Here is a 26,155-nt window from a genome sequence, read left to right as displayed (position 1 = left end):
CCGACCGCCGGAACGGGCCCCGGCACGACCGGCGCCGGTCCTCCCGGTGAGGCGCCCGCAGCCGCGCGCGGCCCGCGCAGTGCCCGGGCACGGGACGAGGCATCTCATGGAGCGCACGCGGGGGCGTGCCGCGACGGCGCACGTACCGGTGCCGGAGGCGGTCCGGGCGGAGCACGAACGACGCCGATGGAGCCGTCCGGAGCGCGACCGCCCCGGGCACCCTGCACCTCGGGACGGGAGCCCGCCGATCAAGGCATCGGCGAACGTGAGCCCCTCCTCCCGGCGATATGCGAAGATCCGGGCACAGGCGTCGGGTCCCGTGAACCGCCGGGACTCGTGGCGAAGTTGGCGGGAGAGCAGAGATGATCAGCGGCGCGCCGGACGGGGTCCGGTCACCGCGGCGCGGCGGCGGGTCCGTCCGGGCCACCGCCTTCGACCGGACCGTCCGCGTCCGGGACTCGGGGCCCGCCGGCAACCGGGTCCTCACGACGGTCGCGTCAGGCGCCTGGCCGGCGTTGCCGGCGCAGGCGCAGTGACACAGGCGTGGGCGCAGTGGCACAACGGGACGGAGACACGGCACCGGTGGACGACCACGAACTCCTGGCGCGGCGCTTCGAGGAGCACCGCCCCCATCTGCGGGCGGTGGGGTACCGCATGCTCGGCTCGCTCGCCGAGGCCGACGACGCCGTGCAGGAGGCATGGCTGCGGCTCAGCCGCTCCGACCCGAGCGGTGTGGAGAACCTCGGCGGCTGGCTGACCACGGTCGTCGGCCGGATCTGCCTCGACATGCTCCGGTCACGGACGTCCCGGCGCGAGGACCCGCTGGACGTCCGCGTACCGGATCCGGTCGTCAGCGATCTGCGCGGTGCCGACCCGGAGCAGGAGGCGCTGATCACCGACTCCGTGGGGCTCGCCATGCTGGTGGTCCTGGACACGCTCGCCCCCGCAGAGCGGCTGGCCTTCGTCCTGCACGACCTGTTCGCCGTGCCCTTCGACGAGATCGCTCCGATCGTCGACCGCGCACCGGCCGCGACGCGGCAGCTGGCGAGCCGCGCCCGTCGCCGGGTCCAGGACGCCGGACCGGCGCCCGACCGGGACGTGGCCCGTCAGCGGAAGGTCGTCGAGGCGTTCGTCGCGGCTTCGCGGGGCGGGGACTTCGAGGCGCTGGTCGCCCTGCTCGACCCGGACATCACCCTGCGCGTCGACGGCGGCGTCCTGGCCCGGAACCTGTCGAAGGTCGTCCAGGGTGCGAAGTCCGTCGCCGGGCAGGCCCTCATGTACCGGCGCTTCGCCCCGCTGGCCCGGCTGGTGCTGGTCAACGGCACGGTGGGCACGCTCACGGCGCCCGAGGGAGAGGCCCGTTCGGTCATGTCCTTCACCGTCGTGGACGGCAGGGTCGTGCGCATCGACATCCTCGCGGACCCGGAACGGCTGGCGCTGGTGGACCTCTCGTTCCTGGGCGACTGACGCCCGGCAGGGCAGGGGCCGGTGCGGTCCGCGCATGCACGCGGTCCGCACCGGCCCCTTCACCGCCCTCGGCTACCCCTCCGCCGCCACATAGGGGGCGAGCAGTTCCTCGGCCCTGCGCTCGATCTCGTCCTCGGGGACGAGGGGCCGCAGTTCGGGGTCGAAGAACTCCAGGAGGACCCGGGACTCGGTCCACGGGACACCGACGGCCTCGCCGAGGATCCGCAGCAGGTGCAGCGGTGTCAGCCGGAACTCGGCGTCGTTCCTGAGCATCTCGATGACCGCGAGGAGCCCCGCGCCTTCCGTCGCCATGCGGCGGACGTTTTCGGCTGCCTTCTCCACTGTCTCTTCCGTCCTACCTTCCGAAGTGGACCTGGACCTTCGTGTAGTGCCCGTGCTCTCCCTCGACCTTGATGCCGTAGACCCTGCCGAACCCGTACCGTGCCGAGTTCCTGCCGGTGAAGGTGCCGGCAGCGGCCTCCTCCAGCGACTTGCCCTCACGCAACAGCTTGTTGAACTCGTCCAGGTTGCTGGGCATGCTGCGGTTCCAGTTTCCCTGGACCACCTCGATGCCCTCCGCCCCGTAGTGGGCCATCATGTCGTCGAACATCTGGTAGCCCTTGGTCTTGCTGCCGTTCCTCTCGACCGCGATGGTCAGCACGCCGTCCGTGACGTTGGCGGTGATCATGCCGTCCCCGTCGTACCCTCTGGTGAAGTCGCCGCACGCCCGCTTCGGGGCGGCAGCCGCCATCCGCACGGACGCCCGCTGCACCGACGAGCGCTGCCCGGAGACCGCGAGCGGCTTGGCCTTCTCGCAGACCTTGTTGACCTTGAACAGCTTGCGCAGCAGGTCGTAGGACTGCTCCGCCCACCGCGCCTTGGACTTGACCGTGACGTCGGCCAGGAGTTCCCAGCAGTTGGAGATGGTCGGGTCGTCCGCGCACGCCTCCAGGAGGCCGAGGTCGGTGAAGATCGAGGCGACGTCGTGGAGCTGCTTCATCGCCTCGCCGAACCGGCTCGCGTCGGCGAAGATCGCGCACAGGAGCTCGTTCTGCTGGCACCAGCGCGGGTGGTTGGTGGAGGCCAGATCGCAGCCCACGAAGCCGCAGCGGTAGATCTCGCGGGCCTTCGCTCCCGGGTCGTTCGCCGCCTTCTCCTTGACGGCGACGGCGGCCTTGCGGCGCGCCTCCTCCTCCACCTTCAGCTTCTTGACGGCGACGGAGTAGGCGTCCTTGGCCGCCGCGAGGGCCGCCTTGGCGTCCTTGCCCGCCGCCCTGGCCGACGCGCGCGCCTCGTTGGACGCCGACCATGCGATCGACGCCGACGCCTGCGCCATCTCCGAGGAGACGGTCGCGGTGGCCGCCGACGCGGCCGCGGCGCGGGCGTCGCTGTTGGCGTTGTTCGCCGCGTTGCGGGCGGTGCGTGCCGACTCGGCGGCCTGTGCGGCGGACTTCTCCGCGGCGTCGGCGTGCTTCGCGGCCTCGGCGGCGTGCCCCTTGGCCTTGGTCTCGGAGTCCTTGGCCTCCTTGGCGTACCTGTCCGCGTCGGCCGCGGCCTTGCGGGCCAGTGCGGCGGCCTGCTGGGCCTCCGCGGCATCCTGCTGGGCGGTGGCCGCGACACCCGCGGCCTCGGAGATCAGCTGGCGGACCTGGGCGACGTGGGTCGCCGCGAGCAGGTCCTTGCGCTGGGCCATGAACCGGCCCTTGGCGATGAACGCGTGCAGCGCCTGCGGCGATCCCTCGAGGGCGATGCGCGCGGCGGACTTCACCTCGGGGCCGCCGCTGGAGACGAGCTGGGCCGCCTGGACCCGCTCGTCCTGGGTGCGGGCGGTGTGCTGGGTGGTGAGCAGGAACTGCCGGTACGCGGCCGGGGTGCCGGCGGCGAGCGCCTTCCGTGCCTCGTCGGTGAGGACCGGGCCGCCGGTGGAGGCCACCTGGGCGATCGCGACCCGGAAGTCCTCGGCACCCGCGTCGTACTGGCCCTCGACCAGGAACGCGTGGACACCGGCGGCGTCACCCGCGAGGGCGGTCTCGGCCGCGTCGCGCACGGCCTTGCTCATGCTGTCCTCGGCCAGCCGCTCGACCTGGAAGCGCTCGTCCTGCTCGCGCGCCTCCTGCCAGCCGTTGCGGATGTAGTCGACGACGTGGTCGTCGGGGGAGGCGAGAGCCACCTCGGCGGCGGCCCGGCTCCAGGCATCCGCGTTCCGGGCGGCGAGCAGCGCGAGCTTGCGTCCGTCGGTCGCGACCCGGCCGAGGTCCGCTCCCGGCCGGGCGGCAGCGGCCGCCAGGCGCTGGGCTTCGGCGTCCCGGTCCCTGGCCTTCTGGACGCCGTCGGCCACCGCGGCCCGGCGGAGGTCGTCCTGCTCCTTGAGGTCCCTGGCCTGCTCGATGCCGGCGTTGGTCCGGCCGCGCAGTTCCTCGGCCTCCACCTCGCGGGCGAGGTCGAAGACCTCCTGCGCCTTCGTCACCGCCTTCGACGCCGTGGCGGCGGCCTCCGAGGCGGCGTTCGCGTGCGCGGTGGCCCTGTTGGCGGCCTGGGCCGCCTCGCCCGCGTGGTCGGCCGCGTCGTCGGCCGCCTTGGCGGACGCGTTGGCGTGGGCGGCGGCCGAACGGGCCTCGTCACGGGCCTGCCCTGCCGCCGCGGCTGCCTTGCGGGCGAGCTTCTCGGCGGCGGTCGCCGCGCGGTTGGCCTCGGCGGCGTGGCGCTTGGCGGCAGCGGCGGCGCGGCGGGCCTCGGCCGCCTGTGCGCTGCTCTGGTTCGCGTAGCCGCTCGCCTCAGCGGCGGCGGTGGCGGCCCGATCGGCGTTCGCGCCCGCGCTGATGGCGGAGAGGGCCGCGGCGCCGGCGGCGGTGGCCGCCTTGGACGCCTGGTCGGCCGCGTCGGCCGCGAGGTCGGCGCCCTTGGCGGCGGCCCGGGCGTCCTCGGCCGCCTTGCGGGCTGCGGCCGCGTTCTTCGCGTCACGTGCGGCATCTGCAGCCGCACTGCGGGCGTTCGACGAAGCGCGTGCCGCACCGGCGGCAGCGGCGGCTGCCTGGGAGGCGGCGCTCGCCGCGACCCGCGCCGAGTTGTTGGCGGCGTTGGCCGCGGAGATGGCCTGCTGCGCGGCGGTGGCGGCCTGCTTGGCGGCCTTGGCGGCACGTCCTGCCGCGGCCGCGGCGTCCAGCGAGTCCTTCTCGGCGAGGGATGCTTCCTTCGCGGCCTTCTCCGCGGCCTCCTTGGCGAGTTCGGCGGCCTTCACGGCCTTGGCCGACGCGGCCTTGGCGGCCTCGGTCTCCTTGGCCGCCTGCCGGCCTGCCTCCTTCGCCCGGGCCGCGAGCTGCTCGACGGTCGCCCGCTCCTGGTCGCGGGAGCGCGCCACGTGCTGTCCGACCTCGAGGAACTCCCGTACGTCCTCGGGTGTCCCGCTCAGCGCGAGGCGCCCCGCAGCCTTCACATTGGCCCCGCCGGTGCCGATGATCTGCACGAGCTGGACGCGCTCGTCCTCCTGCCGCTTGGCGTACTGGCCGGAGGAGAGGAACGCCTGCACGTCCGCGGGGGTTCCGTTCAGTGCGGCCCGGCCGGCCTCCTGCACGTTGGGGCCGCCCGAGCTGACGATCTGCGCGGCCTGGACCCGCTGGTCCTGGAGGAGCGGGTCCTCCCAGCCCTCGGCGAGGAAGGTCTCCAGATCCTCCGGCGTACCCGAGAGCGCCGTGCGCGCGGCGTCCAGCAGCTGGCTGCCGCCGATGGACGCGAGCTGGGCCGCGGCGACGCGGTTGTCCTGCACCCCGGTCTGGCGCACGGTGTCCAGGAGGTTCTGTACGTCTGCGTCGCTACCGGTCAGGGCCGCTTCGGCGGCCGCCTTGACGCCCGGGCCGCCGGTCTTCCACAGGTCCACGACGAGGGCGCGGCTGGTGAGCGGTGTGGGGCTGCCGCTCTGGCCGCTGAACAGGCCGTCGTCGGAGAGCGGGTCGTCGGCGGCGTTCGCGGTGCCCCCCAGCAGACCCACCAGCAGGGCGAGCGGGAGCAGGCCGGTGATCAGCGACGTGCGTGCCGCTCTCCCGGCTCCCCTCACCCGTCTCCCCCCATGAATTCTTCGATTCAAAAGAAACACTCATCTCGGTTACCGGCAACGAGAGTTGCCGTTACTCCGCTTTGGCGTCGGGAGCATAACGCGGGGATTTTCCGAGAGAGCGTGCAGTCGCGCCGCAGACGCCTGCATGTTGCCCACATCACCGGAATCACGAACTCCGTTCTTCACATCCTGAATACAGGCATCCGGATACCGGAACCCGCGGTGACGCAATTCCGATGTGACACGCGCATCATCGGCGCCACGACAGTCCGGGAACTACCCCATCAAACCCTGACGCGACGCTACTTCCGTACTGTGAAACGAAGTTGACGACCCTTCACCGATGGATCTACATTCGCTCGTCACCTTTACTGGACAATTACTTTTCGGCCACTCCGAACGCATGGGTGCCGCCTGAAAGGAGTGTGCGGTGACTTTCCGCACTCGTCGTCTTCTTCTCTCGGGAGCCATTGGCGTCCTCGCCGCGGCAGTGGGAATTCCCCTCGCCGTGGCGAGCGAATCGACTGCCGGGGCGAACGCGGCCGGCAACCCCCCGGTCGCGGTGGAGGACTACAACTACCCCGGTGCCGACGGCATCCTGGCCGGCCAGGGAATCAAGCTGAAGAAGGGCGACGGACGCATCCTCCTCGCGGAGTGCGACACCGCTCCGGGGCAGATCAAGGTCTACACGGTCAAGGACGACGCGGTCGGCCGCAAGCCCAACTACTGCTTCCGCGCCACCGCCAAGTCGGGGTACCTCACCCTCGAACTGCCGCGTGTCTTCGCCCTGGAGACGGAAGACCATCCCATCAGCGCCGACCTGACCGCCAACGGTGACACCACCACCGTCGACGTGCCAAAGGACGGCTTCGAGAGCGTGGGCGAGGGCACCGTCGGCGGCGCCCGGTCCGTGCTCGTCGAGATCCGCGTCACCGGCTGACCGGCCTCCCCGCATCAAGGAATCGAGAAACGTGACCCCCGTTCGTCCACGGGCCGGCGCGAGCGCCGCCCTCGTAGCCGCCGTCGCCACCGCCGGTGCGCTCGTCTCCGTCCCCGCCCACGCCGCCGCGGGCGACCCCGCACCCGCCGGCAGCTACGCATTCGCCGCCCGGCTCGCCATCGGCGCCGACGAGGCCGCCCGCGCCTGCACCGGCTCGCTCGTCGCCCCGCAGTGGATCCTCACCGCCGCGAGCTGCTTCGCGGCCGACCCGGAGTCCGCCTCCGTCGCCGCGGGCAAGCCCGCTCTCCGGACGACCGCCACGGTCGCCGGGAAGACCGGCGAGATCGTCGAGCTGGTGCCCCGCACCGGCCGCGACCTCGTACTCGCCCGGCTCGCCAAGCCGATTTCCGGAACGGCACCGGTGACCGTGTCGGCGACCGCGGCCGCTCCCGGCGAGGAGCTGAAGGCCGTCGGTCACGGCCGCACCAGGACCGAATGGGTACCGGGCACGCCGCACACCGCATCTCTCACGGTGGACACCGCAGGCTCCGACGACATCGCCGTCACCGGCGTGAACGGCGGACTCTGCAAGGGGGACGCCGGCGCCCCGCTGCTTCGCGAGGCGAATGGCTCGGTTCAGCTGGTCGGCGTCAACAGCCGGTCCTGGCAGGGCGGTTGCTTCGGCGAGCAGGAGACGCGCACCGGCGCCGTGGCCTCCCGTGCGGACGACCTGGCCGGCTGGGTCTCCGCCACCGTGACGGCCGCCAGGCCGACCGACTTCAACTGCGACGGAGTGCGCGACATCGCGGTCTCGGACCCGAAGGCCACCGTCGGCGCCCACGCCAAGGCCGGGGTCGTACGGGTCGTGTACGGCGGCGGCAGGGGCACGGCTGAGCTGAACCAGGACAGCCCCGGTGTTCCGGGCGGCGCGGAGGCGAACGACCAGTTCGGCGAGGCGCTGGCTAGCTTCGACCACAACCTGGACGGCTGCACCGACCTCGTCGTGGGAATCCCGGGCGAGGACCTCGGCGACGCGGCTGACGCGGGCATGGTGCAGGTGCTGTACGGCGCGACCGGCGGGCTGACAAAGGGACCCACGGCGCTGACCCTGGAACAGGCCAGCGGCGCGGGCGCCATCAAGGCCTCCGCCAGCGAGGCCGGCGACCGGATGGGCCACGCCCTGGCCGCCGGTGCCACCGTCGCGGGCGAGCCCTACCTCGTCATCGGCGTCCCCGGCGAGGACCTGGCCGACGTGGCCAACGCCGGCAACGTCTTCTACCTGCGCGGTACCACGAACGCCTCGACGCACCAGGACAAGCCCGGAGCGGCCGGGGCCGCCGAGAAGGACGACCGGTTCGGCACCGCCCTCGCCGGCGCCCCCGGGCACTTCGCCGTCGGTACCCCGGGCGAGGACATCGGCACCGAGTCCGGGTCGGGCGGGGTGCAGATCTACGGGCATGCCGTCAACTCGTCCGGTGGGCCCACCCCGCTGGCCGGCTTCGACCAGGACTCAAACCTGATCAGTGGCGGCGCCGAGGCCGGTGACCAGTTCGGCGCCTCCCTGGCGATGGTCGAGCACCGCCCGAACGCCACGTCCACCGGGACGGAGTCCATCCTCGCGATCGGCTCGCCGGGCGAGGACATGGGGAGCGGAAGCACGCTCATCAAGGACGCCGGACGCGTCGTGACCGTGCGCGTGGACGCGGCGGGCAAGATCACGCAGCTGGCCGACATCACCCAGGGAAGCCCCGGCATCGCGGGCGAGCACGAGGCCGGCGACAACTTCGGCCGGAAGGTCGCCGCAGTGAACATCCGGCCCGGGGCGGTCGGCACCGCCCGGACCGTGCTGCTGTCGATCGGGGTCCCCGGAGAGGACATCGGCACCGTGAAGGATGCCGGCTCCGTCCGGGTCGTGCCGCTGATCGGCAGCCCGGGAGCGTCCGAGGTCGTGGTCGAGGAGGGCAAGGCGGGTCTGCCGGGAGCGGCGGGCGCCTCCCACGCGGTCGGCAACCATCTGACCGCCGCCGCCACCCACCTCTACGTCGGCATGCCGGTCGGCCCCAACGCGCGCGGCGCGCTCCACGCCCTGCCGTGGGCGAGCCTGGTCGACGGCGCCGCCGAGCCGGTGGTCTCGTACCAGCCCGGCGCGGGCGGACTTCCGGCGGCGGGCGACGAGTTCGGCGCGGTCAGCCAGTAGCGGGGACCCCGGCCCCGGCTTCCGGCTTCCGGCTTCCGGCGGGACCACCCGCTTCCGGACCGATCGACCGGGACGGACGAAGGGCGGCCACCTCTCGGTGGCCGCCCTTCGGCGCGTACGGGCCGTGTGACGGGCCCGCCGTACCGGGATCAGCAGTACAGGTTGCCGCCGGTCGGCACGCCCAGGATCTGGGTGAAGCGCTGGTAGTTGTTCACCCGGCTCTGGACCTGCGCCGGGTTCTTGCCGTCGCACTCCAGGGAACCGTTGATCGAGCGGATCGAGTGGCCGAAGCCGGCCTGGTTGACCATGGCGTTGTGGCCGGTCATCGTGCCCGGGCCGCTCTGGGTGTTCCAGTACCAGAGGCCGGTCTTCCAGGCGACGGCCGACTCGCGCTCGACGCGCCAGGGGTTGCCCAGCAGGTCGATGCCGAGGGCGTCACCGGCGGCCTTGTAGTTGAAGTTCCAGCTGAGCTGGATCGGGCCGCGTCCGTAGTACGCGGCCTGGCCGGCCGGGCAGCCGTAGGACTGGCTCCAGTCGCAGTAGTGCGGGTAGTTCGCGGTGTTCTGCTCGACGATGTGGACCAGGCCGCCCGTCTCGTGCGCGACGTTGGCGAGGAACGCCGCCGCCTCCTGCTTCCGGACCGTGTCGCTGCCGGTCTTGGCGAAGGCCGGGTACGCGCTCATGGCCGCGGTCAGCCCGCTGTAGGAGTAGAAGGAGTTCCGGTTCGGGAACATCTGGTTGAACTGCGCCTCGCTGACGACGAAGCCCGAGGGGTCCGGGTTCGGGTTGCCGCCACCGCCGCCGCAGGCACCCTGGTCGGCCCAGACCTCGGCGGAGCCGGGGGTCTCGTTCTGGGTCCACCACTTGGCCTGCCAGTTGCGGCCGTTGTGGGACGCGGTCATGCCGCCGGTGTAGACGGACGAGGAGTTCCAGGCCGCAGCACACGCGGCGGCGGACGCGGTCGAGGGGACGAGGACCGTGAGTCCGAGCACCGCCACGAAGGCGGCGAGCAGGGTGATGATCCGACGCGACAACGTTATCGACCTTTCCCTGTGGGGGGTTGTGGGGGTGCGGGAGCGGGGAGGTACGCGGGACGGGGTTCCCAAGTCGTGTCGCCGTAGGGCGTGTTGAGCACTGAACAGGTAATGGTCTGGACCTGTCAAGGTCTAGACCAGGATTGGCCGAATCCCCGCTTCCGGCCGAGGCGTGACCGCGGACCCCGCAGGCGTCCGGCACAGGCCCGGTGCCCCGGTGCCGGTGCCGGTGCCGGTGCCGGTAGGGAGACCGCCCCGGACGCCCGGTGGCTTCTCCCGGACCGTGTGCGAGGATCCCGACGTGGACTCGCTGACCCCCGAAGACCCGGTACGCATCGGTCCGTTCCGTCTTCTCGGCAGGCTCGGGACCGGCGGCATGGGACGGGTGTATCTCGCCCGCTCCGAGGGCGGGCGGACGGTGGCCGTGAAGGTGGTGCATCCGCAGCTCGCCGCCGAGGAGGAGTTCCGGCTCCGCTTCGCGCGGGAGGTCGCCGCGCTGGAGCGGGTGGGCGGGGCCGGGACGACGCCGTTGATCGCCTCCGACACGGACGCCGGTTCGCCGTGGGTGGCCGTCGCCTACGTGCCCGGGCCCGCCCTGCGGGCGGTCGTGGACGACCAGGGTCCGCTGCCGCCCGCGTCGGTGCGCACGCTCGCCGCCGGGCTGGGGCGGTCGCTGGAGCACATCCACTCCGCCGGGCTCGTGCACCGCGATCTGAAGCCGTCCAACATCCTGCTGGCGGTGGAGGGTCCGCGGATCATCGACTTCGGGATCGCACGGGCCGTGGACACCGTGACCGACGGCGGGCTCACCAGCACCGGCGCGGTCGTGGGCTCGCCCGGGTTCATGTCGCCGGAGCAGGTGCGCGGCGAGAAGGTCGGCACGGCCTCCGACATCTTCTGCGTGGGCGCGCTGCTGGCGTACGCGGCGACCGGGCGGCAGCCGTTCGGCGCCTCCGACAGCGGTGTGCACGCGATCATGTTCCGCATCGCGCACGACGAACCGGACCTGGAAGGGCTCCCGGAGGAACTCGGACCGCTCGTCCGCGCCTGTCTCGACAAGGACCCCGCCCGCCGGCCCTCGGCCGCCGAACTGGCCCGGGTCGCACCGGAGTCCGGTGGCGCGTGGCTGCCGTCCGAACTGCTGGCGCGGCTCGGCGAGCAGGCGGCCAGGCTGCTGGACGCGGACACCCCGGCACCGCACGACCCGTCACCGGAAGCCTCCTCCCGGGACACCCGGGCCCATGGCGGTCAGGGCGCCGCGGAAGCGCCCACGCCCCCCGGCGGCGGGGGGTCCGGAACCGGGCCCGGCGCTCCCCCGCCACGGCCGCGCCGCCGGTGGCGGACATTCCTCGCCGTCGCCTGCGCGGGTGCCGTGCTCACGGGCGGCACCGCCCTCGCCGTGGCGTACTGGCCGGACGGGGAGCCCGAGTCGTACGAGAAGCCGCCCGCGGGCTCCACCCGGACGAGCGGCGCCGGCGAGGTCCCCGCCGTGTTCCTCGGTGCCTGGGAGGGCGTGCTGAAGGGCTCGGACGACAGCCCCAAGTCGACCGCCCGCATCGAGATCGCCCAGGGCCGCAAGGGCGCCAAGACCGCCACGTACGTACAGGTCACCGGTGAGCGGCTGTGCATGGGCCGGTCCGTGCTCGTGTCGGCGGACGACGACCGGATCGTGTTCGGCGAGAGCGACGTGACCACGAGCGTCCCGGCCGCGGAGTGCCAGCCGGCCGCGCACCAGACGCTCAGCGTGCGCTCCCAGGACGTCGTCGAATGGCGGTCCGGTGCGGTCACCGCGACCCTCCGCAGGGCGGTGACGGGGCCGCGCATCGTGCCCGCGGCCTTCCTGGGCACGTGGAAGCAGCACTTCGACGAGCTGTCCGGGGGCGATCAGAACGACCTCTTCGACAACACCGTCACGATCACCCAGGGCCCCGTCGGCGCCCCGCTCCTCCGCTTCCGGCAGTCGTACCCGAAGACCGACGGCGCCACGGGGGAACTCCTCGACGCCACCGTCGACTGCGCCGGCACGAGCGTGCTCGGTGGCGTCGGGCATGTGCTCGTCGCCGGCCCCACGGTGCCCGACGCCGCCGCGTCCGACTCCGACTGCACTCCCGGCGACGTCTCCCAAACCCTGCGCATCGACCGGGTGCGGGGCAAGGAGCGGCTGCTCGTGTACGGGATGGGTCCGGACGGGGAGCCCGCGGAGTACTTCCGCCGCTGAGGGCCGTCCCGACCGGAGGGTTCCCCGGTTCTCGACGGCCGGTGAACCACCGGTCGCGGCACCGGGCCGTCTTGGCGGGCGTACGCGCCGGACGGCCCCCGCGTGCGCGGGAGCCGTCCGGTGGTGCGTCACGACCGCCCGGAGAAGGGGCCTTTCGGCGCCCGGGAAAACCCCGGCCCCCGGCGGGTCGTCATGTGCCAGACTCGGCCGTATGAGCCGACGACATTGATGCACGGCAGCAGGTCCTGGAACGGACTGTCGCGGACCGCCGCGGCGGATGGGCACCCGGCGTCCCCGTCCGTTCCGCAGAAGGACCACCACCATGCCCGTCCCTTCGTCCTGCCCGCCTCCGCTGCTGCCCGGTGTCCACCGGCTCGAGCGAACGCTCTACCTCTACGCGGGACTCGACGACCTCGTCCTGCTCTATCCCGTCTACGCGCTGCTGTTCGCCGGGCACGGCCTGGGCACCGCAGAGATCTCGTCCCTGTTCGCCATCTGGTCGCTGACCGGTCTGCTGGTCGAGGTCCCGTCGGGCGTCTGGGCCGACGTCGTGTCCCGCCGGCTGATGACGGCCCTCGGGCCGCTGCTCACGGCAACCGGGTTCGCCCTGTGGGTGCTGTTCCCCTCGTACGGCGCGTACGCCGCCGGGTTCGTGCTGTGGGGCGTCGGCGGTTCGCTGCGCTCCGGGGCCATGGAGGCCCTGGTGCACGACGAGCTCGAACGGCTCGGCGCCGCTTCGCGCTACGGCCGGGTCATGGGGCGCGCCGCGGCGGTGAGCATGGCCGCGACGGCCACGGCCACCGCAGCGGCGGCACCCGCCTTCGCCCGGGGCGGCGAGCTGCTGGTCGGCGTGGCCAGCGTCGTCTCGTGTGTGCTGTGCGCCGCCGTGGGCGCGACGCTGCCCGAACACCGCGGGCCGGCAGGCGGAGGTGCCGAGCGGCGCGCTCGGCGCGGGGCGTACACGGCGGCCCTGCGGGCGGGTCTCGCCGAGGTGCGCGGCAGCACTCGCGTACGGCACGCACTGCTGCTGTCCGTCGTCGTCACCTCCGTCTGGGGCGCGCTCGACGAGTACGTACCTCTGCTGGCCGCCGCCACCGGTGTCGCGACCGCGACGGTCCCGTGGCTGGTGCTCGTGGTCTGGGTCGGAGTGACGCTCGGTTCGCTGCTGGTGGGGCCGGGCGAGCGGCTCTCCGGACGGATGCTGGGGGCCGCCGTCGCGGCGGGCGCGACAGCGCTCGCCCTGGGTGCGCTGAGCGGTGGACCCGGTGGGTTCCTGCTGGTGGGGGCCGGTTTCCTGGTCTTCCAGCTCTCCGATGTGCTGGCCGACGCGCGGCTGCAGGACGCGATCAGCGGCCCGAGCCGGGCCACCGTGACCTCCCTCGCGGGGCTCGGCACGGGACTCACCACGCTGCTGGTGTACGGGGCGTACGCGGGGCTGTCCGCGCACGCGTCGCACGGCACCGTCTTCGCGCTGCTCGCCCTGCCCTACCTCGCGGTCGCCGTGGCGCTCGGCAGGGCACGGAAGTGAGCCGGGGACGGGAGCGGGCCGGGCGCGGAGGGGAGCCGCTCGAACGTGAGCCGCCGGCCGGGGGACGGACGCGAACCGCGGCAGCGAGAAGCCCGTGGCCGGTGAGCGCTCGGCTCACCGGCCACGGGCCGCGGGGCGGAAGGGCCCTGCGGAGTCCTACAGGAACGAGTTGATCTCGATCGTCTCGGTGCGGCCCGGGCCGACGCCGATCGCGGAGATCGGCGCTCCGGACATCTCCTCCAGCGCCTTCACGTAGTCCTGCGCGTTCTTCGGCAGGTCGGAGAAGGACTTGGCCTTGGTGATGTCCTCGGACCAGCCCGGCAGGTACTCGTAGACCGGCTTCGCGTGGTGGAAGTCGGTCTGCGAGTAGGGCAGCTCCTCGACGCGCCTGCCGTCGATCTCGTACGCGACGCAGACCGGGATCTGCTCCCAGCCGGTCAGCACGTCGAGCTTGGTGAGGAAGAAGTCGGTCAGGCCGTTGACGCGGGTCGCGTAGCGGGCGATGACCGCGTCGAACCAGCCGCAGCGGCGGTCGCGGCCGGTGGTGACACCGCGCTCGCCGCCGATGCGGCGCAGCGCCTCGCCGTCCTCGTCGAACAGCTCCGTCGGGAACGGGCCGGCACCGACACGGGTCGTGTAGGCCTTGAGGATGCCGATGACCCGGCTGATCTTCGTCGGGCCCACGCCCGCGCCCGTGCAGGCGCCGCCCGCCGTCGGGTTCGAGGAGGTGACGAAGGGGTACGTGCCGTGGTCCACGTCCAGGAGGGTGCCCTGGCCGCCCTCGAAGAGGACGACCTTGCCGTCGTCGAGCGCGTTGTTCAGGATCAGCGTGGTGTCCGCGACGTACGGCCGGATCTTGTCGGCGTAGTCCAGCATCTCCTCGACGACGCGGTCCGTCTCGATGGCGCGGCGGTTGAAGACCTTGGCCAGCAGCTGGTTCTTCTGCTCCAGCGCCGCCTCGACCTTCTGGGTCAGGATCGACTCGTCGTACAGGTCCTGGACCCGGATGCCGACGCGGTTGATCTTGTCGGCGTAGGTCGGGCCGATGCCGCGGCCGGTGGTGCCGATCTTGCGCTTACCGAGGAACCGTTCCGTCACCTTGTCGAGCGTGACGTTGTACGAGGTGATCAGATGAGCGTTTCCGCTGATCAGGAGCTTGGACGTGTCGACGCCGCGTTCGTTCAGCCCGCTCAGCTCGGAGAGCAGGACCGCCGGGTCGACGACGACTCCGTTGCCGATGACCGGGGTGCATCCCGGCGAGAGGATTCCGGAAGGGAGGAGGTGGAGCGCATACTTCTGGTCACCGACCACAACGGTGTGGCCGGCGTTGTTGCCACCCTGGTAACGCACCACATAGTCCACGGATCCACCGAGGAGGTCGGTGGCCTTTCCCTTGCCTTCGTCACCCCACTGAGCACCGAGCAGCACAAGTGCGGGCACAGGCGTACACCCCTTCCGGGCGGGGCATGTCCATGGTCGGGGGCCTGAGCCGCCAACCGGTGTGCCCCGGAATAGACGAAGCCCCTGGCGCAATAGCGCAAGGGGCTCTTGCACAAAGATGCTACCCGAGGAAGGACCGAGGTGTCGGCTCCCGACCAGCTCCTGGTGGTCATCGACCCGGTCGCCCGCCGTATCGACGGCGAGTCCGTACGTATCGCGAAGGATGTGTTGTGTGCCGGGGCGGCGGCGAAAATCTGCCTGCCCGACGGGCCCGAGGAATTTTCCCGTGCCCTCGCCCGGAGGGGTTCCCGGCGCCCTGTCGTGATCGGTGACGACCGTGCGCTGCTGCGCGCGGCGGGCCTGCTGCACCGGGCGCGGGAGCTCGCGGACGAGGCCCTGTCGCTGGTCCCGGTCGGGTCCGGCGCGTCCGTGGAAGTGGCCCGGTCGCTGGGCGTGCCGACCGGAGCGGTGGCGGCCGCCCGGGCGGTCCTCGACGGAGCCGCGCACCATCTGGACCTGCTCGCCGACGACAGCGACGGTGTGGTGCTGGCCGGTCTGCGCATCCCGGCCGGTCCGGCCGCCGCGGGTACCGCGGCGGGAGCGGGTCAGGCCGGATCGGTGTGGCACACCTGCCGCTCCCTGGTCCGCACCCTGGTCCGTCCGGCTCCACCGGCACCGACCGGCGTACGGACGCACCGGCTGCGGGTGGAGGCGGACGGAGTGCTGCTGAGCGACCTGGACGAGCCGGTCGAGGACGTACGCGTGCGCGCGGCCGACGGGGCCGCGGAGGTGACGGTGCACCGCGGATCCGGCCCTGGCCCCGTGCGGACCCTGGCCAAGGTCGTCACCGTCTCGGGCGCCGACTTCCGCTACCGCGCCGACACCCTCGTCGCCGGACCGGTCCGGCGACGCACTTGGACCCTGCGGCCCAAGGCGTGGTCGCTGACACTGCCGGGACCGCGGACCGCCGCGGAGTGACGGGGACCGTCCGCGCGGCGTCCGCCGCCGGATCCCGCGGCGGACGCGGTGTCCGTGCCGTCGTGCGGGCATGGTGCGCAGGGACGCCGTTGTGCGTACGGGTATCGCGCGGCGTTGTGCGCGGGGACGCCGTGGTCCGTACGGGCCCGCGCGCAGGGCGTCGCGGGCGTTGTGCCCAGGGACGCCGTTTGCGCGCATCGGTGTTGTGCGCACGGACGCCGTTGCACCGGCGGCCGCCGGCCGTGTGCGGCGGGCGTTGCGGGGCGGCCGGGTCCCCTCAGCCGTCCAGGCGCACCGGCATCAGGAGCGAGAAGGTGTGCTCGTCGTCGGGACGGCGGACCGCGAGCGGCGAGGTCGGGCCGCCGAGTTCCAGGACGAGCCCGTCGCGTCCCGCGGCGGAGAGGGCCTGGAGGAGGAACGCGCGGTTGACCGCGACATGGTCGGGTCCGGGAGCGGTCTCGCCGGTGACGGTCAGGGTGCCGTCGACGGCGGGGGTGAGCACCGTGAGGTCGAACCGCTCGCCGTCCGATTCGCGTACCTCCCCCTCCCGGACCGGGCCGTTCTCCACCGCGTCCCGCAGTGCCGGGACGTCGACGGCGACGCGCAGCCCGGCGGGGAGCCGCGTCAGCCGGCGGTAGTCGGGGAAGTCGTGGCCGAGCCCGGTGCCGCCCGCCCGGCGGCCCCCGGCCTCCAGGGTGACCTCGTCCCCCTCCACGGTGAGCCGCGCGGAACCGTCGTCGCCGAGCAGCGCACGCATCGCGTCGGTGAGGGCGGCCGGCACGGTGATGCGGACGGCCGGCCCGTCATGGCCGTCGGCGACCGTCCTCGCCACCGCCATCCGGTAGCGGTCCGTGGCCACCAGGTGCAGTTCGCCCCCGTCGAGGTCGAACAGCACTCCGGCGAGCATCGGCAGCTCGCCGCCGGTTCCAGCGGCGAACCGGACCGAGTCCAGGGCGGCGGCGAGTGCCGCGGAGGAGAGGGTGGTGCGGGCGGCGGGCGTGCTCGGAGCAGCGGTCACGGTCGGGTTCTCCCTGTGCTCGACGCGGTCGAAGCGCTCGATCAGCGCTCGGATCGCGGAGAACGCGTCGCGGGCGTCGGCCAGCCCTCGTTCGAGGCGGCGCAGATGCGCCTCCATCAGTTCGCGTACGAGGACCGTGTCATCGCCGGCCCAGGCGGCCAGGACCAGACGGACGTCGGTCAGCGGCATGCCCGCCCGGCGCAACCGGGCCAGCAGCCGGGCGTCGTCCAGCTGGGCGGTTTCGTACCACCGGTAGCCGGTCAGCGGGTCCACCCGGGCGGGAACCAGGACCCCCGCGCCGTCGTAGAACCTCAGGGCGCTCACCGTCAGGCCGCTGTCCCGGGCCAGCTCGCCGATGCTGCGCATCTCGCTCTCCACATCCGGGACTCTGGAGCCTGAACAAGGTCGAGGGTCAACCGGCACGGACCGCCGGGTGCGCTGCCCGTGTACCGGGATCGCGCCCGGCGGGCGGCGGAGCGCCGACGGCCCGGACGGCGTGCCCGGACCCCCGGGCACGCCGTCCGCATCGGCGTCAGCCGCGTCTTCCGGCTCCCGCCCGCACGACCGCCCGCCCGCGTCAGGGCTGTCCGAACGTCCGCTCGCGGTGCTCCCGCCAGCGCTCCATCATCGCGGTGAGCTCGTCCTGGATGAAGTCGAAGAACGCGACGGTCTCCGCCAGCCGGCGCCCGGCGGGCGTCTCGGCGCCGAGGCTCGTCACCCCCTCGCGCAGGGAGTCCGACCAGCGCTTCAGGATCGCGTCGCGGTTGGTGAGCGCCTCGTACCACTGGTCGCTGTGGACGCGGTAGCGCTCGCGCCGCGAACCGGGTTCACGTTCGCGCGAGACCATGTGCTGCTGCGACAGGTAGCGCACCGCCCCGGACACCGCCGCCGGGCTCACCTGCAGCTGCTCCCCGAGCTCGGCGGAGGTCATCGCACCCGAGTCGGAGGAGAGCAGCGCGGCGAAGACCCTGGCGGGCATGCGCGTCATGCCCGCCTCGACGAGCTGGGCCGCGAAGCGTTCCACGAAGCGCGAGACCGCCTCTGCGTCCCTGGCCTTGTCGGTCATCGGCGTCATCCCCGGATCATCTCCCCTGTTCACGGACCCCCGGTCCGAGTTTATACGCTTCCTTAACTTCACAAATTTCTGAACGAAGCGTACGTTCTGAGCATGACGAAGGCCATCAGTGTCGCCGGACTGCACAAGTCGTTCGGACGGGCACTCGCACTGGACGGGCTCGACCTGTCGGTCGAGACCGGTGAGGTCCACGGCTTCCTCGGGCCCAACGGCGCCGGGAAGTCCACCACCATCCGCATCCTGCTGGGACTGCTGCGCGCCGACTCCGGCGCGGCCGGGCTGCTGGGCATGGATCCCTGGAAGGACGCCGTCGAACTGCACCGCCGGGTCGCGTACGTCCCCGGCGACGTGACGCTCTGGCGCAACCTGTCCGGCGGCGAGGTCATCGACCTCTACGGCCGGCTGCGCGGCGGACTCGACAGGGCACGCCGGAACCGGCTGACCGAGCGGTTCGAGCTCGACCCCACGAAGAAGGGTCGTACGTACTCCAAGGGCAACCGTCAGAAGGTGGCCCTCGTCGCCGCGTTCGCCTCCGAGGTCGACGTGCTGATCCTGGACGAACCGACGAGCGGACTCGACCCGCTGATGGAGGAGGTCTTCCAGAGCTGCGTCTCCGAGGAGCGCGACCGCGGCCGGACGGTCCTGCTGTCGAGCCATGTGCTCAGCGAGGTCGAGGCGCTGTGCGACCGGGTCAGCATCATCCGCAAGGGACGGACGGTGGAGAGCGGCTCGCTCGCCGAGCTGCGGCATCTCACCCGCACCAGCGTCAGCGCCGATCTCGCGGGCACGCCCGACGGGCTCGCGAGTCTGCCCGGTGTTTACGACCTCGACGTCCAGGGCTCGGCGGTCCCCTCCGAAGGCGTGGGGTGCCGGGTCCGCCTCCAGGTCGACACCGACAAGCTGGACGCGGTGCTGCGCTCGCTCACCGAGGCCGGTGTGCGGTCCCTGACCAGCACCCCGCCCACGCTGGAGGAACTGTTCCTCCGGCACTACGAGGACGACGTGCGCGACGACGCGCGCCCCGGCGGATCCGACGGCGGCGGACGCGGGGCCCGTGCGGAAGGGGCGATGACGCGATGACCGCCGTGACCGAGACCGGTGCGGCGTACGCGCCGCGCACCGGCGGCCGGCCTTTCGCCGGCACGGGCACCCTGCTCCGGCTGGCGCTGCGCCGGGACCGGATCGTGCTGCCCGTCTGGGTACTGGTGATCGCCGGCATGGTCGTCAGCGGCGTCGGCTCGATGCAGACGCTGTACGACTCCCAGGCCGAACGGACCCGGCTCGCCGCGTCGATGGCCACGAACGGCTCGCTGCGCAGCCTCTACGGCCCGGTGTTCGGCGACAGCACCGGGGCGCTGGTCGCCTGGCGGTTCGGCACGTTCGCGGCCGTGCTGGCCGCGGTGATGAGCCTGATCGTCGTGGTGCGGCACACCCGCGAGGAGGAGGAGACGGGCCGTCAGGAACTGCTGTCCTCGGCCATGGTGGGCCGGCGCGCCCCGCTGACGGCCGCGCTGCTGACCGCGGTCGCCGCCAATGCGGCGGTCGTCCTGCTGATCACGGCCGGGCTCTTTGGCCTGGGCTCCGCCGGCGCGCTCGCCCTCGGCCTCGCGGTCGGCGGCACCGGCGTGCTGTTCGCCACCGCGGCGGCGATCGTGGCCCAGCTCACGGAGAGTGCCCGGCTCGCCAAGGGAGCGACGGCGGCCGTGCTCGGCCTCGCGTTCGTCCTGCGTGCCGCGGGCGACGCGGGCACGGCCGGCGATCCGGCCCGGGGCGGCCTCGGCGGGGGATCGTCCCCGCTGACCTGGCTGTCCCCCGTGGGCTGGGCCGAGAACGTCCGGGCCTACGCGGACGAGCGCTGGTGGGTGCCGCTGCTGATGCTCGCCGCGGCGGGCCTCCAGGGGGCCGTGGCGTACTTCCTGGCCGGGCGCAGAGACGTCGGCATGGGCTTCCTGGCCACCCGTCCCGGACCCGCCGAGGGCAGGATCGCGACCGCGGGCGGGCTCGCGTGGCGGCTCCAGCGCGCCACCCTGTCCGGCTGGGCGGCCGGCTTCCTGCTCGCCGGGGCCGTCTTCGGCGGCATGGCCGACGGCGCGGCGGACCTGGTCGGCGACAACGCACAGGCCAGGGAGATCTTCGAGCGGATGGGCGGGCAGACGGCGCTGACCGATGCCTTCCTCGCCGCGATGGTCGGCATGTTCGGGCTGATCGCCGCCCTGTACGCGGTCGGGTCCGTACTGCGCATGCACGGCGAGGAGACCTCCCAGCGCGCGGAACCGGTCCTCGCGAACGCGGTCGGCCGTACCGCCTGGGCAGCCGGTCATCTGGCCGTCGCTTTCGGCGGCACCGTACTGATCATGCTGCTCGCGGGGGCGGGGCTGGCGCTGGGCCACGGCCGGGACCTGACCGCGATCACGGGCGCAGTGCTGGCACAGGTCCCGGCGGTGTGGACGCTCGCGGGGGTGGCGCTGCTGCTGTACGGAGCGGTCCCCGGGGCCGCGACGGCGGGCTGGGCCGTGGCGGGGCTGTGCCTCGCGCTCGGCTGGGTCGGACCGGCGCTCGACGTTCCGCAGGCGGTCCTGAACCTCTCGCCCTTCGGCCATCTGCCGAAGCTCCCGGGGCCGCGGATGGACTGGCCACCGGTGCTGGTGCTGACCGTGCTGGCGGTGGCCCTGGTGGCCGCCGGACTCGCGGCCTTCCGCCGCCGGGACCTGCGGACCTGACGCGGGCGCCGCACCCGTCGTCCCACCGCCCGGCCGGTGCGACGACGGGCGGGCGCGAGGCCCGGCAGGGCCCGGGGCCCCGGCAGGCTCGTCGGCCCGCGAGACCCGGCTCCGGCACGAGAGGACCGTGCCCGCCCGACTTCACGGCGCGCGCCTCACAGCTCCACGCGCAGCTCCCGCAGCCCCCTGATCACATATCCCGGCTTCCACTCCGGCTCCGCCGCGAGCCGCATCGTCGGCGCCTGCCTCAGCAGTTCGCCGAAGGACGCGGCCAGTTCGACCCGGGCGAGCGGAGCGCCCAGGCAGTAGTGGATGCCGGCGCCGAACGTGACGTGCGGGTTGTCGGCCCGGCCGAGGTCGAGTTCGGCGGGACGCTCGAAGCGGGCCGGGTCGCGGTTGGCCGAGCCGAAGAGCAGCGCCAGCTCGGAGCCACGCGGGACGACCGTGCCGCCGATCTCGATGTCGTCGAGCACCCAGCGCTCGAACATCTGGAGCGGGGTGTCGTACCGCATCAGCTCCTCCACCGCCGTGGACAGCAGGCAGTGGTCGGCCCGCAGCCTCGCCAGCTCCCCGGGGTGGCGGAACAGCGTCCACCAGCCGTTCGCGGTGGTGTTCACGGTCGCCTCGTGCCCCGCGTTCAGCAGCAACACGCAGGTGGACACCATCTCCTGCTCGCTGAGCGTCTCCCCCTCGTCGTGCGCGGAGATCAGCGCCGACACGAGGTCCCCGCCCGGCTCGGCACGGCGCTCGGTGATCAGCTCCCGCAGATACGCGGAGAACTCCACCGATGCCCGGACCGCCCGCGCCGCGGTCTCCTCGGACGGATTCAGCTCGAACATCCCGCAGATGGCCGCGGACCACGGCCGCAGCAGGCCGCGGTCGGACTCCGGGATCCCGAGCATCTCCGCGATGACCGCGACCGGCAGCGGCTCGGCGACGTCGGCGAGAAGATCGCCGCCGCCGTTCTTCACCAGCCCGCCCACCAGTTCGGCGGCCAGCCTGCGCACGGTCGGCTCCAGCGCCTGCACGGTGCGCGGCGTGAAGGCCTTGGTCACAAGCCGCCGGATCCGTGTGTGGTCCGGCGCCTCGAGGTCCAGCAGCCCGTTGTCGTTCAGCGTGTGGAAGGGCTCGTGCTCCGGCGGCGGAGGTGTGCGCCCGAACTCCTCGTGCGTGAAGCGGTGCAGATACGTGCGGCCGAGGCGGCGATCCCTCAGGAGGGCGGACACGTCGGCGTGGTGCGGCACGAGCCACTGCCGCGTGGGCTCGAACCAGTGCACCCGCCCCCGGTCCCGGAGTTCCGCGTACGCGGGGTACGGGTCCGCGGTGAAGGCGGGGGACCAGGGAGCGAACACAGGAGCATCCATACGCGGACGCTAGCCGCCCGCGGCGCGGGACGGGAGGGGGGTGCCCGGGTGGTTCGATGAGGTGCGGCGCACCCACCGTCCCGAAGACTCCGGGCCGCCACCGCACACACCGTCCCGGAGGCACGGATCCTGTCCACACCGCTCGCAGAGGCACTGTCCGTCCTTCTGCTGCTCCTCGTGCTCGCCTGCGCGGTGATCAGGCCCTTCGGTCTGCCGGAAGCCGCCGTGGCCGCGCCGGCGGCCGTCGTGCTGATCGCGACCGGCGCGATCTCCCCCGAGCACGCGGCCGAGGAGGCCGCCCGGCTCGGCCCGGTGATCGGCTTCCTCGCCGCGGTGCTCGTACTGGCCCGGCTGTGCGACGACGAGGGGCTGTTCCGCGCCTGCGGTGCCTGGATGGCGCGGCGGTCGGCCGGCCGGCCGGGGCGGCTGCTCGCGTCCGTCTTCGGACTCGCCTCGGTGATCACCGCGGTGCTCAGCCTGGACGCGACGGTCGTGCTGCTCACTCCCGTGGTCTTCGCGACCGCCGCCCGGATGGGCGTCAGGCCGAAGCCCCACGTCTACGCCTGCACCCATCTGTCGAACTCGGCCTCGCTGCTGCTGCCCGTGTCCAACCTGACGAACCTGCTGGCGTTCTCGGCCAGCGGTCTGAGCTTCACCCGGTTCGCCGGGCTGATGGCGCTGCCGTGGCTGGCCGCGATCGCCGTCGAGTACGTCGTCCTGCGCCGGTTCTTCGCCGCCGACCTGAACACCGGGGCAGGGGCGCAGACGGCCGGTGAACCCGTCGCGCTGCCGGTCTTCGCCCTCGCCACCGTGGGCTGCACCCTGACCGGATTCGTGGCCGCGCCCGCGCTGGGCCTGGAGCCCGCCTGGGCGGCGGCCGCGGGCGCACTCGTCCTCGGCGTCCACGCGGCCGTTCGGCGGCGCACCTCCGTGCGCGGCATCGTGAACGCCGCCTCGCTGCCGTTCCTCGTGTTCGTCCTCGGCCTCGGCATCGTGGTCCGCGCGGTCGTCGACAACGGTCTCGCGGACGCCCTCGGGCAGGTCGTCCCGTCCGGTACGTCGCTGCCCGCGCTGCTGGCGCTCGCGGCCCTGGCCGCCCTGCTCGCCAATCTGATCAACAATCTGCCGGCGGTCCTGGTGCTGCTCCCCCTGGCCGCCCCCGCCGGCCCCGGCACGGTGCTGGCCGTCCTGCTGGGGGTGAACATCGGCCCCAACCTGACCTACGCGGGGTCGCTGGCCACCCTGTTGTGGCGCAGAATCCTGCACCAGCACGAACACGAGGTGGACCTCGGTGAGTTCACCCGGCTCGGTCTGCTCACCGTGCCGGCCGCGCTCGTGCTGTCGGTCGTGGCACTGTGGGCGTCACTGCTCGTGCTCCAAGGCCCGGGAGGCTGATTCCCATGCCCGTGATCGCCTGGATCGTCGAGGGCACCTGGCCCGCGTGCGTCGACGCCGCGCACGCCCGTGCGGCCGAGGGCGAGACGGTCACACTGCTGCACGTCAGCGAACCGGCCTCCGCGGGCGTCGCCCACGGGGCCTTCGCCGGTCTGCTCGGGCGGGGCCACCACGAGGACGATCCCGGGGACCGGGTGGAGAGCCTCGGGGCCGACTCGGCCGCACGGCTGCTCGCCCTGGCGGCCGAGCGGTTCGGCCGGCCGTGCACGTCAGTGGAGCGCACGGGCCGGGCGGAACGCGAGGTCGTCGCCGCGGCCGAGGGCGCCGATCTGCTGGTCATCGCCAGGGACGGGGACCGCGGGCGCCTCGGGCCGCGCAGTCTGGGCCCGGCCGCGCGGTTCGTCGTCGACCACGCACCCTGCCCCGTGCTGCTCGTGTGGCCGGAGCCGGCGCCGGACCTCGGGAGCCTGCCGCCCGAGCCGGCGCACCCACCGGGCGCACCACCGGTACCACCGGGGCCACCGCCGCACGCCCCGGAACCGCCGCCCCACCCGCCGTACCCACCGGGGCCGCCGGGCCCGCAGGAGCCGCCGGAACCGCCGGAACCGCCGGAACCGCCGCCCCACCCGCCGCGCTGAACTGCCGCGCCCGGCCGTGCGCAACACCTGCCGCCGCCCGTGCGGGCAGGCGACGGACGTCAGCCCGGGGTGACCAGCCTCGCCTCGTAGGCGAACACCGCCGCCTGCGTCCGGTCCCGCAGCCCGAGCTTGACCAGGATCCGGCTGACGTGGGTCTTGATCGTGGACTCGGCGACGACGAGGTGCGAGGCGATCTCGGCGTTCGACAGACCCTGCGCGATCAGGACCAGGACCTCCGTCTCGCGTTCGGTCAGATCTCCGACCCGGGCCAGGGCGGGCGTCCTGGGCGCGGCCGAGATCCTGGAGAACTCCGTGATCAGCCTGCGGGTGACGGTCGGCGCGAGGAGGGCCTCCCCGGCCGCCACCACCCGCACCCCGTCGGCGAGCTGGCGGGCGGAGGCGTCCTTCAGCAGGAAGCCGGAGGCCCCGGCACGCAGCGCCTGGTACACGTACTCGTCCAGGTCGAAGGTCGTCAGCACGAGCACCTTCGCGTCGCCGTCGGCCGCGACGATCTCCCGGGTGGCATCGATGCCGTTGAGCTCGGGCATGCGGATGTCCATCAGGACCACGTCGGGGCGCAGCGCCTCGACCTGCGCGACCGCCTCGCGGCCGTTGACCGCCTCACCGATCACCTCGATGTCGGGCATGGCGTTCAGCAGGACGGAGAAGCCTTCGCGGACCATCGCCTGGTCGTCGACGATCAGGACGCGGATGGTCATGCGGTCTCGTCCTTCGTGACGGGGAGGAACACGGCGACCTCGTAACCGCCGTCCTCCGTCGGGCCGGTCGTCATCTCGCCGTTCAGCATGGAGACGCGCTCCCGCATGCCCGTGAGGCCGTGGCCGGTTCCGGTGGAGAGAGGCGGGCGGAGCCCTCGTTGCGCGGTGCCGGCCGGGGCGGGCTTCACCAGACCACGGGCCGGACCGTTGACGATGCGGACGCCGAGTCCGCCGAGGACGTACGACACCTCGACCTTCGCGGACGCGCCCGGCGCGTGGCGCAGCGCGTTGCTGAGGGCCTCCTGGGTGATGCGGTACGCGGAGAGCTCGACGCCCGGGGGGAGCTGCCGGACCGCTCCGGTGACCGCGAGGTCGACCTCGAGACCGGCGTCCCGGACGTTCCCGAGCAGGCCGTCGAGATCGGCGAGGGTCGGCTGGGGGGCGTCGGGGGCCTCGTAGTCCTCCGCCCGTACGACGCCGAGGACGCGACGCAGTTCGGTGAGCGCGGCCACGGCGTTCTCCCTGATCGTCGCGAACGCCTGCTCCAGCTCGGGCGGCGGGTTCTCCACCCGGTAGGGCGCGGCCTCCGCCTGGATGGCGACGACCGACATGTGGTGGGCGACGACGTCGTGCAGTTCGCGGGCGATGGTGGTGCGCTCCTCCAGCAGCGTGCGCCGGTCCCGCTCGACGGCGGTGACGCTCTGCTGGGCCGCCACCTCGCGCTCGGCGTCCCGCCGGACCTGCGCCAGCGCCACGACGAGCAGCGAGACGGCGGCGACGAACATCATCGGGGCGGTGTCGTTGGAGTAGCCGTTGCCGAGGACGTCCTCCGCGAGGAGGCCGTACACCCCGGTCAGCAGCCACATCCAGAAGGCGGCCCGCGGGCGGGTCCGTGCCGCGACGACGGTCAGCACGACGAGGTGGGAGGCGATGGTGGACGGTGCCCACGGCCACCCGTCGCCGGCGTCGCCGAGGACGGCGAGGAACGGTGTCGAGGCGAGCGAGGCCCAGAACGCCAGCATCGGACGGACCAGCGTCATCAGCACCGCCGCCGCGGGCACCGCCGCGAGGACGAGGGTGGCGAGGCCGTGGATCCCGTAGGACACGGCGGAGCCTATGAGCAACGTGAGCAGGGCGCCGCCCACGACGATCGCGTGCGGGGTCCAGACGGCGTACCGGCGGATCCGCGCCGGCAGCCGCCGGATCACCGGTCCGTCGTCCGCCAGCGGCGCCAGCGGCCGGTACGCGAAGGCGTCGTGGAAGAGGTCCTGCCGCAGCCCGCCGAGCGCGCCCATGGCCAGGCGGAACTCGGGGCTGCGGCTGTCGGCTTCGGTGCGCGGTATGCGCTGCGTGGTCGGCGTGTCGGTCACGTC

19 protein-coding genes are annotated in these 26,155 nt (G+C 73.2%); 10 read left to right on the top strand and 9 right to left on the bottom strand.

Annotated features, from left to right (window positions below; translation table 11 throughout):
- Nucleotides 1–582 precede the first annotated feature (582 nt).
- Nucleotides 583–1,467, top strand: a complete 885-nt coding sequence (gene sigJ / locus BLT82_RS11705) for an RNA polymerase sigma factor SigJ (RefSeq protein ID WP_093653845.1) — start codon at nucleotides 583–585, stop codon at nucleotides 1,465–1,467.
- 72 nt (nucleotides 1,468–1,539) lie between these two features.
- On the opposite strand, the gene BLT82_RS11700 is transcribed toward sigJ, so the two are convergent.
- Both BLT82_RS11700 and BLT82_RS11695 read right to left on the bottom strand, forming a co-directional pair.
- The gene (locus BLT82_RS11700; RefSeq protein WP_244291925.1) at nucleotides 1,540–1,779 is read right to left on the bottom strand and encodes a hypothetical protein; all 240 of its coding nucleotides are present in this window, start codon (nucleotides 1,777–1,779) and stop codon (nucleotides 1,540–1,542) included.
- Between the two features lie 43 nt (nucleotides 1,780–1,822).
- A complete protein-coding gene (locus BLT82_RS11695) occupies nucleotides 1,823–5,518 on the bottom strand; it encodes an ALF repeat-containing protein (RefSeq protein WP_167745997.1) in 3,696 nt (1,231 codons plus the stop codon).
- 430 nt (nucleotides 5,519–5,948) lie between these two features.
- Here BLT82_RS11695 and BLT82_RS11690 point away from each other — a divergent pair, with 430 nt between their 5' ends.
- Together BLT82_RS11690 and BLT82_RS11685 are read left to right on the top strand one after the other, a co-directional pair.
- Complete coding sequence (locus tag BLT82_RS11690) at nucleotides 5,949–6,458, top strand: hypothetical protein (protein ID WP_093653842.1); 510 nt, start codon at nucleotides 5,949–5,951, stop codon at nucleotides 6,456–6,458.
- Nucleotides 6,459–6,489: 31 nt separating this feature from the next.
- Nucleotides 6,490–8,655 carry a S1 family peptidase gene (locus tag BLT82_RS11685; RefSeq protein ID WP_093653841.1) on the top strand — a complete coding sequence of 722 codons (2,166 nt, stop codon included), beginning with the start codon at nucleotides 6,490–6,492 and terminating at the stop codon, nucleotides 8,653–8,655.
- A gap of 149 nt (nucleotides 8,656–8,804) precedes the next feature.
- Here BLT82_RS11685 and BLT82_RS11680 read toward each other — a convergent pair whose 3' ends face one another.
- A complete protein-coding gene (locus tag BLT82_RS11680) occupies nucleotides 8,805–9,689 on the bottom strand; it encodes a glycoside hydrolase family 19 protein (protein WP_093653840.1) in 885 nt (294 codons plus the stop codon).
- Nucleotides 9,690–9,990: 301 nt separating this feature from the next.
- Here BLT82_RS11680 and BLT82_RS11675 point away from each other — a divergent pair, with 301 nt between their 5' ends.
- On the top strand, nucleotides 9,991–11,907 hold the full coding sequence (locus BLT82_RS11675) for a serine/threonine-protein kinase (protein WP_244291924.1): 1,917 nt from the start codon (nucleotides 9,991–9,993) through the stop codon (nucleotides 11,905–11,907).
- 322 nt (nucleotides 11,908–12,229) lie between these two features.
- Nucleotides 12,230–13,435: an MFS transporter gene (locus tag BLT82_RS11670; RefSeq protein ID WP_093653839.1), complete on the top strand. Its 1,206-nt coding sequence runs from the start codon at nucleotides 12,230–12,232 to the stop codon at nucleotides 13,433–13,435.
- Between the two features lie 156 nt (nucleotides 13,436–13,591).
- On the opposite strand, the gene BLT82_RS11665 is transcribed toward BLT82_RS11670, so the two are convergent.
- A complete protein-coding gene (locus BLT82_RS11665; protein ID WP_093653838.1) occupies nucleotides 13,592–14,875 on the bottom strand; it encodes an adenylosuccinate synthase in 1,284 nt (427 codons plus the stop codon).
- Nucleotides 14,876–15,016: 141 nt separating this feature from the next.
- Here BLT82_RS11665 and BLT82_RS11660 point away from each other — a divergent pair, with 141 nt between their 5' ends.
- The gene (locus BLT82_RS11660; RefSeq protein ID WP_093653837.1) at nucleotides 15,017–15,853 is read left to right on the top strand and encodes a diacylglycerol kinase; all 837 of its coding nucleotides are present in this window, start codon (nucleotides 15,017–15,019) and stop codon (nucleotides 15,851–15,853) included.
- 277 nt (nucleotides 15,854–16,130) lie between these two features.
- Here the strand turns inward: BLT82_RS11660 and BLT82_RS11655 are convergent, their stop codons facing one another.
- Nucleotides 16,131–17,249 carry a DNA polymerase III subunit beta family protein gene (locus BLT82_RS11655; protein ID WP_244291923.1) on the bottom strand — a complete coding sequence of 373 codons (1,119 nt, stop codon included), beginning with the start codon at nucleotides 17,247–17,249 and terminating at the stop codon, nucleotides 16,131–16,133.
- A gap of 199 nt (nucleotides 17,250–17,448) precedes the next feature.
- On the bottom strand, nucleotides 17,449–17,946 hold the full coding sequence (locus BLT82_RS11650; protein WP_093653835.1) for a GbsR/MarR family transcriptional regulator: 498 nt from the start codon (nucleotides 17,944–17,946) through the stop codon (nucleotides 17,449–17,451).
- Nucleotides 17,947–18,039: 93 nt separating this feature from the next.
- Here BLT82_RS11650 and BLT82_RS11645 point away from each other — a divergent pair, with 93 nt between their 5' ends.
- Together BLT82_RS11645 and BLT82_RS11640 are read left to right on the top strand one after the other, a co-directional pair.
- Nucleotides 18,040–19,026 (top strand): ABC transporter ATP-binding protein, encoded by a 987-nt coding sequence (locus BLT82_RS11645; protein WP_093653834.1) that lies wholly within the window; start codon nucleotides 18,040–18,042, stop codon nucleotides 19,024–19,026.
- Nucleotides 19,023–20,666 (top strand): ABC transporter permease, encoded by a 1,644-nt coding sequence (locus BLT82_RS11640; protein ID WP_093653833.1) that lies wholly within the window; start codon nucleotides 19,023–19,025, stop codon nucleotides 20,664–20,666. The genes BLT82_RS11645 and BLT82_RS11640 overlap by 4 nt, the downstream gene beginning before the upstream one ends.
- A gap of 155 nt (nucleotides 20,667–20,821) precedes the next feature.
- Here the strand turns inward: BLT82_RS11640 and BLT82_RS11635 are convergent, their stop codons facing one another.
- Nucleotides 20,822–22,030 carry a cytochrome P450 gene (locus BLT82_RS11635; RefSeq protein ID WP_093653832.1) on the bottom strand — a complete coding sequence of 403 codons (1,209 nt, stop codon included), beginning with the start codon at nucleotides 22,028–22,030 and terminating at the stop codon, nucleotides 20,822–20,824.
- Between the two features lie 129 nt (nucleotides 22,031–22,159).
- Here BLT82_RS11635 and BLT82_RS11630 point away from each other — a divergent pair, with 129 nt between their 5' ends.
- On the top strand, nucleotides 22,160–23,425 hold the full coding sequence (locus BLT82_RS11630; RefSeq protein ID WP_093653831.1) for an SLC13 family permease: 1,266 nt from the start codon (nucleotides 22,160–22,162) through the stop codon (nucleotides 23,423–23,425).
- Between the two features lie 5 nt (nucleotides 23,426–23,430).
- On the top strand, nucleotides 23,431–24,063 hold the full coding sequence (locus BLT82_RS11625; protein ID WP_093653830.1) for a universal stress protein: 633 nt from the start codon (nucleotides 23,431–23,433) through the stop codon (nucleotides 24,061–24,063).
- A gap of 59 nt (nucleotides 24,064–24,122) precedes the next feature.
- On the opposite strand, the gene BLT82_RS11620 is transcribed toward BLT82_RS11625, so the two are convergent.
- A complete protein-coding gene (locus tag BLT82_RS11620; RefSeq protein ID WP_093653829.1) occupies nucleotides 24,123–24,782 on the bottom strand; it encodes a response regulator in 660 nt (219 codons plus the stop codon).
- Nucleotides 24,779–26,152: a sensor histidine kinase gene (locus BLT82_RS11615; RefSeq protein ID WP_404203724.1), complete on the bottom strand. Its 1,374-nt coding sequence runs from the start codon at nucleotides 26,150–26,152 to the stop codon at nucleotides 24,779–24,781. Before BLT82_RS11615 ends, BLT82_RS11620 begins: the two co-directional genes overlap by 4 nt.
- Nucleotides 26,153–26,155: the final 3 nt, after the last annotated feature.

This window comes from Streptomyces wuyuanensis, assembly GCF_900103455.1.
GTDB lineage: Bacteria > Actinomycetota > Actinomycetes > Streptomycetales > Streptomycetaceae > Streptomyces > Streptomyces wuyuanensis.
The sequence above is the reverse complement of the archived record's forward strand: the minus strand, read 5'-3'. Positions and strand labels throughout refer to the sequence as shown.

Excerpts from the sequence above, each read along its gene's own strand:
- BLT82_RS11650 (WP_093653835.1), bottom strand. The coding sequence starts at position 17,946 with ATGACGCCGATGACCGACAAGGCCAGGGACGCAGAGGCGGTCTCGCGC.
- BLT82_RS11635 (WP_093653832.1), bottom strand. The coding sequence starts at position 22,030 with ATGGATGCTCCTGTGTTCGCTCCCTGGTCCCCCGCCTTCACCGCGGAC.
- BLT82_RS11700 (WP_244291925.1), bottom strand. The coding sequence starts at position 1,779 with ATGGCGACGGAAGGCGCGGGGCTCCTCGCGGTCATCGAGATGCTCAGG.
- BLT82_RS11670 (WP_093653839.1), top strand. The coding sequence starts at position 12,230 with ATGCCCGTCCCTTCGTCCTGCCCGCCTCCGCTGCTGCCCGGTGTCCAC.
- BLT82_RS11640 (WP_093653833.1), top strand. The coding sequence starts at position 19,023 with ATGACCGCCGTGACCGAGACCGGTGCGGCGTACGCGCCGCGCACCGGC.
- BLT82_RS11645 (WP_093653834.1), top strand. The coding sequence starts at position 18,040 with ATGACGAAGGCCATCAGTGTCGCCGGACTGCACAAGTCGTTCGGACGG.
- BLT82_RS11620 (WP_093653829.1), bottom strand. The coding sequence starts at position 24,782 with ATGACCATCCGCGTCCTGATCGTCGACGACCAGGCGATGGTCCGCGAA.
- BLT82_RS11625 (WP_093653830.1), top strand. The coding sequence starts at position 23,431 with ATGCCCGTGATCGCCTGGATCGTCGAGGGCACCTGGCCCGCGTGCGTC.